Genomic DNA, 12,517 nt, shown 5'->3' on the forward strand with positions numbered 1-12,517 from the left:
GAGTATATGAGGTGTAATCGTAATGGATGGAATGTATGAACAAAATCAAATGCCACATAGCAATGAGGCTGAACAATCTGTCTTAGGTGCCATTATCATAGATCCAGAATTGATTAACACAACTCAGGAAGTCTTGCTTCCTGAGTCCTTTTATAGAGGCGCACATCAACACATCTTTAGAGCTATGATGAATCTCAACGAAGACAATAAAGATATTGACGTGGTAACAATCATGGATCAATTGTCACAAGAAGGACGATTGAATGAAGCGGGTGGACCACAATATCTTGCTGAGTTATCTAGCAATGTACCAACAACGCGTAATATCCAGTACTATACAGAGATTGTTTTTAAACACGCAACTAAGCGTAAATTAATTCAAACTGCTGATAGCATCGCAAATGATGGTTACAATGATGAACTGGAACTTGATACGATACTTAATGATGCGGAACGACGTATATTAGAATTATCATCGACACGTGAAAGTGACGGTTTTAAAGATATTCGTGATGTACTTGGTGACGTATATGAAAACGCGGAGTTATTAGATCAAAATAGTGGTCAGACACCTGGGATACCTACAGGTTATCGAGATTTAGATCAGATGACTGCTGGGTTCAACCGTAATGATTTAATTATTTTAGCAGCCCGACCTTCTGTAGGTAAGACTGCCTTCGCACTTAATATTGCGCAAAAAGTAGCCACACATGAAGATCATTTCTCTGTAGGGATCTTCTCGCTTGAGATGGGTGCTGATCAGCTAGCAACACGTATGATTTGTAGTTCGGGTAATGTCGATTCCAACCGTTTGAGAACGGGGATGATGACAGAAGAAGACTGGAACCGTTTTACAATAGCAGTAGGTAAACTATCACGCACAAAGATATTTATTGATGATACACCAGGTATTCGTATTACGGATATCCGTTCGAAATGTCGACGCTTAAAGCAAGAGCATGGGTTAGATATGATTGTCATTGACTATCTGCAGTTAATTTCTGGTAGTGGATCACGCTTTTCAGATAACCGTCAACAAGAAGTTTCTGAGATTTCTCGTACGTTAAAAGCGATAGCCAGAGAACTAGAATGTCCAGTTATTGCATTGAGTCAGCTTTCTCGTGGCGTGGAACAACGTCAGGATAAACGACCAATGATGAGTGATATTCGTGAATCAGGTTCTATTGAGCAAGATGCCGATATCGTTGCCTTCTTATATCGTGATGATTATTATAATCGTGGCGAAGACGAAGATGACGATGATTCAAATTATGAACCTCAAACAAATGACGATAATGGTGAGATTGAAATTATAATCGCCAAACAGCGTAACGGCCCAACCGGCACAGTGAAGTTACACTTTATGAAACAATACAATAAATTTACCGATATAGATTATGCCCATGCAGAGATGGGATAAAAAAAGATAAAAAATAATTTTACCGTACAATAATGCTTGAATTTGTTTTATTGTACGGTTTTTGTTTGCATTCAGTTCGTTTGTTTCAATGGAAGTATGTATCGTAATCTTATGATAATTAAAGGTAAAAGGTTGGTATGACTAGGTCTATAGCGTGTGCGTTTAGTTTTTAAGAATTTCAAAAAGTTATAAAATGATGAAAAATCAATGTTCGATTTTTGTTTGCATTATGCCTTTTGTATTGGTAGAATACGAAATGGTTAATTGAGAAAAACTTGGAGGTGCTCATATGTCATCAATCGTAGTCGTTGGGACACAATGGGGAGACGAAGGTAAAGGTAAAATTACGGATTTCTTAGCAGAACAAGCAGATGTTATTGCACGTTTTTCAGGCGGTAACAATGCAGGCCATACAATTAAATTTGGTGGAGAAACATACAAATTACACTTAGTACCATCTGGTATTTTCTATAAAGAAAAATTAGCAGTTATCGGAAATGGTGTAGTTGTAGATCCAGTCGCATTATTAAAAGAATTAGACGCTTTAAATGAAAGAGGTATTTCAACAGATAATTTACGTATTTCTAATCGCGCTCAAGTTATTTTACCTTATCACTTAAAACAAGATGAATATGAAGAAGAACGCCGCGGAGATAATAAAATCGGTACAACGAAAAAAGGTATCGGTCCAGCTTATGTAGATAAAGCACAACGCATCGGTATTCGTGTAGCGGATTTATTAGACAAAGAAACATTTGAAAAACTATTAAAACAAAATATTGAACATAAAGAAGCTTATTTCAAAGGTATGTTTGGTAAAACGTGCCCATCATTTGATGAAATCTTTGAAACATATTATGCTGCAGGTCAACGTTTAGCACCATTCGTTACAGATACAGCTAAAGTGTTAGATGATGCATTTGTTGCAGATGAAAAAGTATTGTTCGAAGGCGCACAAGGCGTTATGTTAGATATCGATCATGGTACATATCCATTCGTTACATCAAGTAACCCAGTTGCAGGTAATGTTACTGTAGGTGGCGGTGTAGGTCCAACGTTCGTGTCAAAAGTAATCGGCGTATGTAAGGCGTATACATCTCGTGTTGGTGATGGTCCATTCCCAACAGAACTATTTGACGAAGATGGTCATCATATCCGTGAAGTTGGTCGTGAATACGGTACAACTACAGGACGTCCACGTCGTGTAGGTTGGTTCGACTCAGTTGTATTACGTCACTCACGTCGTGCAAGTGGTATTACAGATTTATCTATCAATTCTATCGATGTATTAACAGGTCTTGAAAATGTGAAGATTTGTACTGCATACGAATTAGACGGTAAAGAAATCACTGAATACCCTGCAAACTTAAAAGACTTACAACGCTGCAAGCCAATCTTTGAAACATTACCAGGTTGGACTGAAGATGTTACAAGTTGCCGTACTTTAGAAGAGTTACCTGATAATGCACGTAACTATTTAGAACGTATTTCTGAGTTATGTGATGTGAAGATTTCAATCTTCTCAGTAGGTCCAGACCGTAATCAAACAAACTTATTAGAAGATTTATGGGAAGTATAAAGTACATAAATCGAGCATGTTAAGATATTCAAAAAAATACCTTGTAGCTGTTGCCAATATTGGCGCATCTACAAGGTATTTTTGTTTATCTTAAATTGTATGAATTACTTACAATTTTGGTCGCGAAATGCGAGTATGCGATCTACGGCTAATTCATAACCTGGACGCTGATTTGGTTCAGTATCTCTAATTTGGTCTATATTGTGTTGGTAATAATCCAAATTGCCTAACATATCTAATACAGTTTGTTTTAGTATTTCAGGTGTCATCGTTTCTGCATTTAATTGTTGGCCTAAATTTAAGTCTTCTATTTGTTGAGCAACAACTGGTTGATCGGCACTCTGCGGAAATGCAAGCATCGGCACACCCATCATCATAGATTCATTTGTGCTATTCATCCCTGCGTGCGTTAAGAATAATGAAGTATGTTGGAGGAGCTCGGTTTGAGGAACATATGCTTTAAGTATAAAATTATCTGGAATGTCTTCAAAATCTTCTAAACGATTTTCATTGCCTATGGAAACAACTACAGTTACATTTAAATCTCTCAATGCTTTAAAACATTTATTGAAAAAGGCAATATTTTGATTAAAGATGGTGCCTAGAGAAATATAAATGATAGGTCGAGAACGATCAATTTGCTCCATAAAACCAGATGGTTGTGGCTGGATCACTGAAGGACCTGCAAAGTAATTGCGCTGTGAATCAAAAGAAGCATAGTCTATTTGAAATTTTTCCATAACATAAGATAGGTTTAAATCACCTGGGTTATTCATGACTTCAAAGCGAGAAGGCACATCGACATGATATGTAGATTCAACGTGTTGCTTCAATTCATCAAACGCTGCATTTGCGTTATCAACTTCATCTTGAGTAAGCGTTGTGGCTAAATGTTTCGTAAAAGCATCAAACGTTTGTGTAGTTTGGTTAAACGATGTAACGGTTGATATAGTAGGGATATTTAATTTTTGTGATACTAAGTGGCCGCAACCAAACATAGAATCATGGATGAGATAATCATAATGTTCATGTTGTACGTCTTCTAATATTTGTGGCAAGATAATGTCTGTCGTTTTTAAAAGGCCATTGATGACGTTAAAGAGATGATTCATACCATATGTAGTAAAAGCCTCCACGATAGGTTCTGAAGGGATGATACGCAGTTCTACCCCTGTACCGCTTAATTTTTCTTTGTAGTGATCGTTAGCATAAAACACAACATCTTCGCCACGTTCTACTAATGTCTTGCTGACTGCTACGGCTGGGTTGAGATGGCCTGATGGTCCTGGATTAATAAATAATACTTTTGCCAATTGTCTTCCTCCTAAAATGTGTTATTAGATAAGTTTATCAAATATCTTTGTAAACAAAAAAGATTTAAATATTAATAGTTTTTATTTGCATTATAAATTGTTTTATATTAATTGAGAATTTAGATAAGGAAGAAAATAAAAAGTGTTTATTGTAATCTCTAAAATAGATGTTTTTAAGAAGATTTAAAGTTTGAAAAGATGTTATTTTCTGCTATAAACCACCTTTTTCTCACTTTATACAACTTATAAGGAAAATTATACTAATAAAATTTAAAAAATAGCTTGTCATCCCTAGCGAGAGTTGATATAATTTATCTTGTGCTTAAGACAGGCTCCTTGGTCAAGCGGTTAAGACACCGCCCTTTCACGGCGGTAACACGGGTTCGAGTCCCGTAGGAGTCACCATTTTTTAGGTCTCGTAGTGTAGCGGTTAACACGCCTGCCTGTCACGCAGGAGATCGCGGGTTCGATTCCCGTCGAGACCGTATTGCCCATCCAATAGGATGGGCATTTTTTTATGCTTAGTTTTGCAATGGTTGAAGGGCCTGACTGTGGAAATTATATGTGTATAATGCTTTTTTTATGTAATTGAAATAAAAAGCGTTAAAATGATAGAAACGAAGTTAAGGAGTGTAACAATGTTTGAAAATGTAGACTTAAAAGTGTTAGATGTGATAGATACCTTGAGTGAGAGGCATGGGGCTATGAGAAATATAGTAGAGTCAAAAGCCAATCAAATGAATGATATAAACGTGAATAGCTCTGAATGGTACATCATGGCTATGCTATACAACCAAACTTTAACATTTTCAGAAATTGCACATAAGGTGAATTTAACAAGACAAGCTATTCATAAATCTGTTAAGCAACTTGAAAAAAAAGAGTTGGTTATCATTGGTAGCATGACAAATAATAAAAAAGAAAAATGTGTAACGTTGACTTCTTATGGCAGCGCGTGTTTTGACAGTTACATTTCATGCAAACAAACTTTGGAACAACACATTGAATCGATTATAGGTACAGAACAATTTCAAATATTTAAAACCATCTTACAACAAGATTGGCATTTGACTGAATTTAAAAGTAAAAATGAAATATAGTGTTTCAGTGATATAGAGCGTTGGTTTAATACTTATCTGTTTAGAGAGAAACAAACGCTCAAATTTTTTACCTTAAATATTGTCAACCTAGTTGACAATATTTAGGACTCTTTGCTAAAGTAAGTAAGTCGTCTTTTTAGTGCATATTATTTTTAGACAGTTAGATAGTACCTAGTAAGTACTTTACTTAATGACTATATGAGTAGTACTGATTTTGAATGTTTACTGTTCTAACAATACAGATAGGTAAGATAAAAAAGACAAATATGTGAATTGAAATACAGGAATAAGTGATAAATAATTTTAAAGATCATTGTAGTAAAATGGCCTGCCAATAAACAGCAATTTATGAGTTATTAATATTTTATTTCAAGAATAACTTACTTAATATCTTTCAATTATACTTATACTTCATTTCGTCATTAACAAAGGAGTATAGCAAATGACACAACAAGTAATAGTAAAAAACCCAAAAATGTACGCATTTGTATTAATGATTAGTGGTTTTATGGGTCTATTTAGTGAAACAGCATTGAATATGGCGTTAACAGATATTATGCAGGACTTTCAAGTACCAGCGGCAACGGTACAATGGTTAACAACAGGATATTTACTTGTGATGGCATGTTTAGTGCCTGCATCGTCTTATTTAATCAAATGGTTTAATACGAAGTCTCTCGTCATCACAGGAATATTGTTATCGTTAGCAGGTGTATTAATAGGTGCTGTCGCTCCAAACTTCGGCGTATTATTACTCGGACGTATTATTCAAGCATTAGGGACAGGTATGTTGTTACCTATTATGATGACAGTATTAATGTTCATCTTCCCAGTAGCAAAACGTGGCGCTATCATGGGCATTATGGGTCTCGTGATAACGGCCGGTCCGGCGCTTGGGCCCACTTTATCCGGAATTATTATTTCAGCATTAAGTTGGCATTTTATATTTTGGATTAGCGCAATGTTATATATTGTGGTATTAATCTTAGCTTTTTGGAGAGTAGAAAATGTAGGAGAAATTACAAGACCTAAAATTGATATTATCTCTATCTTTTTATCAACCATTGCTTTTGCAGGATTGGTATTTGCCTTAAGTACTATGGCAGAAGCAGCAGTGACCAATGTCATCGTTTGGTTGCCGTTAGCGATAGGTATTGTAAGTTTAGTAACATTTATTGTACGTCAATTTAAATTAGAATCACCTATGCTTAATTTGAATGTATTTAAATATCCAATGTTTGTACTTGGTGCAGTCATGGTATTTGTTACTATTTTATGTGTTTTATCAACAGGTATTTTATTACCATTGTATTTAAAAGGTGCATTACTCTATAGTGCCGTTATTGCTGGTTTGATATTATTACCAGGCAATGCAGTCAATTTAGTATTATCACCAGTGATAGGATCTTTATTTGATCGTTTTGGTGCAAGATACTTTGGAATCATAGGCTTCTTGTGTATCTTAGTAGCGGCTATCATATTTGCAGTCATTATTTCCGCTTCTACACCGGTATGGGCAATTATCCTTACCTTCATGATTCTATTTGCAGGCATATCACTTGTGATGATGCCTGCACAAACGAATGCGTTAAATCAGCTACCACGTGCTCTATATGCTGACGGCTCAGCGACGATTACGACGTTAATCCAAGTCGGTGGCTCTGCAAGTACTGCACTATCCATTACGCTTTACACAGCGAGTATGAGCATGTTTATGAAAGGTCATGCACATGCGACTAATGAAGTGGCAATCGCCCACAGTGTACAATATGTCTTTTACTTCATTATTGCTTTAGCAATGATTGGATTGATTTGTGCATGCTTTGTGAAAAAGCCTAAAGCAATATAATTTAAATCATTAAAAATAATATAAATAAAGATACAGATAAGTGTTCATTTTAAAGATAAATAATGAAACTTAAATGTATCTTTTTTTATTTTAAAAAAGTATCAAGCAATTATTTCGTAAATAGATTGAAAAATGTATACAATTAATACATATGTGAAACATCACTTTAGTTACGAAGTGTGTAAAGACATGGTATTATTATACAATCTACTAATATAACTTTTTATTTACAACAATAGAATTAGCACTGCATAAATGGTAAATTAGATAATAAGGAAATGTGTATGTAGATGCTTAAATAAAAAGTACTACAATAAAGAAATGAGGTTTATAAATATGGCTAGAAAAGTTGTTGTAGTCGATGATGAAAAACCAATTGCTGATATTTTAGAATTCAACTTAAAAAAAGAAGGTTATGAAGTATTCTGTGCTTACGATGGTAATGACGCAGTAGATTTAATATATGATGAAGAGCCAGACATTGTGTTACTAGACATTATGTTACCTGGCCGTGATGGCATGGAAGTATGTCGTGAAGTACGTAAAAAATATGAAATGCCAATTATCATGTTAACTGCGAAAGATTCGGAAATTGATAAAGTATTAGGCCTTGAACTTGGTGCAGATGACTATGTAACGAAACCGTTTAGTACACGCGAATTAATTGCACGTGTGAAGGCGAACTTACGTCGTCACTATTCACAACCTGCACAGGAAGTAAATGATGCTTCTAATGAAATTTCTATTAAAGATATCGTAATATATCCTGATGCTTATTCAATTAAAAAACGTGGCGATGACATAGAATTAACACACCGTGAATTCGAGTTGTTCCATTATTTGTCTAAACATATGGGCCAAGTAATGACACGTGAACACTTATTACAAACCGTTTGGGGTTATGACTATTTTGGTGATGTGCGTACTGTAGATGTAACAATTCGACGCTTACGTGAAAAAATTGAGGACGATCCATCGCATCCTGAATATATTGTGACACGTCGTGGTGTTGGATATTTCCTCCAACAACACGAATAAAGGGCAACGATAAATGAAATGGCTTAAGCATTTTCAATCCTTACACACGAAGCTTGTAATCGTCTATGTGTTGCTAATTATAATCGGTATGCAAATTATCGGTTTATACTTTACCAATAGTCTAGAAAAAGAATTAACACAAACATTTAAAAATAATATTTCGCAATATGCGAAACAAATAGAAATTAATATAGAAAAAGTCTATGACGAAGACAATTCGGTAAACGCTCAAAAAGAAGTTCAAAACTTATTAAATGAGTATGCCAATAGACAAGAAATTGAAGAAATACGTTTTATTGATAAAGACCAAATCATTATGGCAACATCGAAGCAGTCTACGCGTAGTCTAATCAATCAAAAAGCGAATGATAATTCCATTCAAAAAGCATTATCTTTAGGCGAAATTAATAGCCATACAGTGCTCAAAGATTACGGTGGCGGGAAACAACGTGTGTGGGTCTACAATTTGCCAGTTAAGACTTCAAATAACGGTACAATCGGTGACGTCTATATCGAAGCAGACATCAATGATGTGTATAACCAGTTAAGCAATATTAACCAAATCTTTATTGTCGGGACAGGTATCTCATTACTGATCACTGTTATTCTAGGGTTCTTTATTGCGCGTACCATTACAAAGCCAATCACAGATATGAGAAATCAAACTGTAGAGATGTCTAAAGGTAACTATACACAACGCGTGAAAATCTATGGGAATGATGAAATTGGTGAGCTTGCGCTAGCCTTTAACAATTTGTCCAAACGTGTTCAAGAAGCACAAGCTAATACGGAAAGTGAGAAGCGTCGTCTTGACTCCGTGATTACCCACATGAGTGATGGTATTATTGCAACCGACCGTCGTGGGCGTGTACGTATTGTTAACGACATGGCATTGACGATGATGGGGACGGTGAAGGAAGATATCATCGGAGATTACATGCTAAATGTACTGAACTTGGAAGAATATTTTTCACTAGATGAAATTCAAGAGAATAATGACAGCTTCTTGTTAGACATCAATGAGACAGAAGGCATTATTGCCCGGGTTAACTTTAGTACGATTGTGCAGGAAACAGGCTTTGTAACAGGTTATATTGCCGTGCTGCATGATGTCACAGAACAACAACAAGTTGAACGTGAACGCCGTGAATTCGTTGCTAACGTTTCACATGAACTCCGGACACCGTTAACATCTATGAATAGTTACATTGAAGCCTTAGAAGAAGGTGCTTGGAAAGATGATGACTTAGCGCCACAATTCCTTTCGGTAACGCGTGAAGAAACAGAACGAATGATTCGTCTTGTTAATGATTTACTTCAATTGTCTAAAATGGACAACGAGTCAGATCAAATTACGAAAGAAATTGTCGACTTCAATATGTTTATCAACAAAATTATTAATCGACATGAAATGGCAGCGAAAGATACTACATTTATTCGTGAAATTCCAAAACAAACCATTTTTACAGAAATCGATCCAGACAAGATGACACAAGTATTTGATAACGTTATTACCAATGCAATGAAATATTCACGCGGCGACAAACGCGTAGAGTTTCACGTGAAACAGAATGCACTCTATAATCGCATGACGATCCGTGTGAAAGATAATGGTATTGGTATTCCAATCAATAAAGTAGATAAAATCTTTGATCGTTTCTACCGTGTGGATAAGGCACGTACAAGAAAAATGGGTGGTACAGGATTAGGTTTAGCGATTTCTAAAGAAATTGTTGAAGCACACAATGGTCGCATATGGGCGAACAGTGTGGAAGGCCAGGGGACGTCAATCTTTATCACGCTGCCTTGTGAAGTTTTAGAAGATGGTGATTGGGATGCGGAGTAAAGAGTTAATCAAATCTATGATCCTATTCCTACTGGTATTAATGAGTGTCGTTTTAACCTATATGACATGGAATTTTTCACCGGATTTAGCTGACGTTGATAAGCAAGAGCATAGTGATGAATCTAAGCCGAATACTATTGGCAAGCCGTTGAATCAAGGTATGAATCAAGTCATAACACCTTACCAAGTCATCTATTCAAAAGGTGAAGACACTAAAGGGATGGAAGCCACACGTAGTAATATCAATGAAATGACGAAACCATTGAAGAATCAACGTGTAATTCAGTCAGAACAAATGCATAGTAATCATAATTTGATTATTCCAGACTTGAGTGATGATTTTTTAGTACTTGATTTTACTTATGATATGCCATTGGCTACATACTTAGGTCAAGCCCTGAATATCAATGCCAAAGTACCTAACAACTTTAAATTTAATCGTTTATTAGTTGATAGAACGAAAGATGGTAAGGTCAAACTGTACGCGATTAGTAAAGATCGTCACAATGTCGTGCGTATGATGACAACAGCTAAACAAGACAAATTCACACAAAAACTAGAGTCATTGCGTAAAAAAATGCAGCCTTATACAGAAATTATTACAAATAAAGATACGATTGATAAGGCTACACATATATTCGCACCAAGTGCACCGAAGGACTTGAAATCATACCACACGATCTATAACCGAATCAGTGTAGATACGATGAACTCCATTTTGTTTAATGATTCAGTCGTTGTGCGCAGTTCAAAGAGTGGTACGACAACATACAATAACAATACGGGTGTCGCCAATTACAATGACGATAGTGAAAAATATCGTTATACGAATCTTTCAGAAGATGAAAACCGTTCAACGAATATGCAAGACAGCATACCAAGTACGTATGATTATATTAATAATCATGGTGGCTTTACAGATGATTTCAGACTGTTTAGCACAGATAATAAAAAGGGTGAGCTCACTTACCAAATGTTCTTAAACGGTCGTCCTACATTTAACGATGATGATCTAAATAATATTAAGGTCTCATGGGGCAATAAAGGTGTCTTTAGCTATGCACGTGCCCTATTGAAAGCCAATGTAACGATTGATAGTGGCGAAGACGAACAAGATTTACCTGGTGCTGAATCCGTTCGTTCAGAGTTGGCGAATAATCCGAATATTGATTTTGAAAAAGTGACGAATATGACGATTGGTTATAAAATGGAAAACCAACCAGATAAAAGTGATATTGAAATTCAGCGTAACAGTGAATTCAAACCACAATGGTATGTTGAGTATAATGGAGAATGGCTCACGTACAAAGATGGGGGGCTAGAATAAATGAACTGGAAACGCGCAAAGACATTATTTATTTTCGTATTTATTCTAGTTAATATTGGTCTAGTTATTATTTATATTGATAAAGTGAATAAATCACATATCAATGATAGTGAAGATGAAAACGCAGTGAATTTTAAACAAGAAGAAATTAAAATTCCAGACAATCTCCCGAGTGTGAAAAATCTAAAAATGCAATTATTGACGGCAAGATCTAATGATTTCTCAGACTATGCAAAAGGACATACGCATCTTTCGAGCGCGCAGTCAGGCTCTTTGCTTAAAGGTGATATTAGTAGCCCAATCGATGTAAGCAATGATCAATATACAGACTTAAAATCTTATGTAAAAGATAAAGTCTACAAAGGTTCAAATTATGAGATGAGTCAGATTAATAATAAAAACGTCACTTTTGAACAGACGTATAACAATTATCCGATTATGAATAATGATAAAGCGCGCTTGCAATTTAACGTGAATGATAACGGGAAAGCCTCAAGTTATAAACAAACTGCTATGAAATCTATCGAGCCTTCAGAGGGTGCAAATAACGATGAGAAACAAGTGATTACGGCAAGACGTGCTATTGAAGCGCTTTACTACAATCAATATTTAAAACGAAATGACGAAGTAATGAATACAAGTCTAGGTTATTACACTGTAGTAAAAGAACCGAATGTACAAGTGTTAGAAGCTAACTGGGAAATCAAAGTCAAACACGACAATAAGATTACAACATATTATGTAGAAGCAGTCTCTGATAGTCCAAAGATTATTGAAGAATAGCTTTAATCAAGACACGCACATCTTTTAAGTAGATGTGCGTTTTTGGTATGGTGTATACATAAACAAGTAGAATAAAATACGTCTGAAATATAGAGGTTCAAAAATATAGTAATCAACATAAGGACCTAATTATGAACAAAGGTTAAATATATTAGAGGTCAGATAGGAAATTAATAATGATTCGCGGATAGCTGAAAGTATGTTAAAATTAAATACTGTTAAACAGAGTAATTGAAGCAGTGAGTAATGATTCGATATAGTA

The 12,517-nt window shown here is 35.4% G+C and carries 9 protein-coding genes and 2 tRNA genes; 10 read left to right on the forward strand and 1 reads right to left on the reverse strand.

Going from position 1 to position 12,517, the window contains the following annotated elements; genetic code table 11:
• The first annotated feature begins 22 nt into the window (after positions 1-22).
• Both dnaB and QMO72_RS00085 read left to right on the forward strand, forming a co-directional pair.
• Positions 23-1,420 (forward strand): replicative DNA helicase, encoded by a 1,398-nt coding sequence (gene dnaB / locus QMO72_RS00080; protein ID WP_069824502.1) that lies wholly within the window; start codon positions 23-25, stop codon positions 1,418-1,420.
• Between the two features lie 289 nt (positions 1,421-1,709).
• On the forward strand, positions 1,710-2,999 hold the full coding sequence (locus QMO72_RS00085; RefSeq protein ID WP_103266144.1) for an adenylosuccinate synthase: 1,290 nt from the start codon (positions 1,710-1,712) through the stop codon (positions 2,997-2,999).
• Between the two features lie 104 nt (positions 3,000-3,103).
• Here QMO72_RS00085 and QMO72_RS00090 read toward each other — a convergent pair whose 3' ends face one another.
• Complete coding sequence (locus QMO72_RS00090) at positions 3,104-4,312, reverse strand: macrolide family glycosyltransferase (protein WP_103266143.1); 1,209 nt, start codon at positions 4,310-4,312, stop codon at positions 3,104-3,106.
• Positions 4,313-4,642: 330 nt separating this feature from the next.
• On the opposite strand from QMO72_RS00090, the gene QMO72_RS00095 reads away from it, so the two are divergent.
• The 8 genes from QMO72_RS00095 (at position 4,643) to QMO72_RS00130 (ending at position 12,255) form a co-directional block, all read left to right on the forward strand.
• Positions 4,643-4,717 (forward strand) — tRNA-Glu (locus tag QMO72_RS00095).
• A gap of 7 nt (positions 4,718-4,724) precedes the next feature.
• Positions 4,725-4,797: transfer RNA gene (locus tag QMO72_RS00100), tRNA-Asp, on the forward strand.
• Positions 4,798-4,950: 153 nt separating this feature from the next.
• Positions 4,951-5,412: a MarR family winged helix-turn-helix transcriptional regulator gene (locus QMO72_RS00105; RefSeq protein ID WP_103266518.1), complete on the forward strand. Its 462-nt coding sequence runs from the start codon at positions 4,951-4,953 to the stop codon at positions 5,410-5,412.
• 442 nt (positions 5,413-5,854) lie between these two features.
• Entirely contained in the window at positions 5,855-7,261 is a 1,407-nt protein-coding gene (locus tag QMO72_RS00110) for a DHA2 family efflux MFS transporter permease subunit (protein ID WP_103266519.1), read from the forward strand.
• A gap of 336 nt (positions 7,262-7,597) precedes the next feature.
• On the forward strand, positions 7,598-8,299 hold the full coding sequence (gene yycF / locus QMO72_RS00115; protein ID WP_046837657.1) for a response regulator YycF: 702 nt from the start codon (positions 7,598-7,600) through the stop codon (positions 8,297-8,299).
• 13 nt (positions 8,300-8,312) lie between these two features.
• The gene (gene walK, locus QMO72_RS00120) at positions 8,313-10,145 is read left to right on the forward strand and encodes a cell wall metabolism sensor histidine kinase WalK (RefSeq protein ID WP_103266521.1); all 1,833 of its coding nucleotides are present in this window, start codon (positions 8,313-8,315) and stop codon (positions 10,143-10,145) included.
• Positions 10,135-11,472 (forward strand): YycH family regulatory protein, encoded by a 1,338-nt coding sequence (locus tag QMO72_RS00125; protein ID WP_103266523.1) that lies wholly within the window; start codon positions 10,135-10,137, stop codon positions 11,470-11,472. Before walK ends, QMO72_RS00125 begins: the two co-directional genes overlap by 11 nt.
• Complete coding sequence (locus QMO72_RS00130; protein WP_103266525.1) at positions 11,473-12,255, forward strand: two-component system regulatory protein YycI; 783 nt, start codon at positions 11,473-11,475, stop codon at positions 12,253-12,255. It abuts the gene before it with no gap.
• Positions 12,256-12,517 lie beyond the last annotated feature (262 nt).

Origin of the sequence: Staphylococcus casei (assembly GCF_030294405.1) — a bacterium.
Classification (GTDB): domain Bacteria; phylum Bacillota; class Bacilli; order Staphylococcales; family Staphylococcaceae; genus Staphylococcus; species Staphylococcus succinus.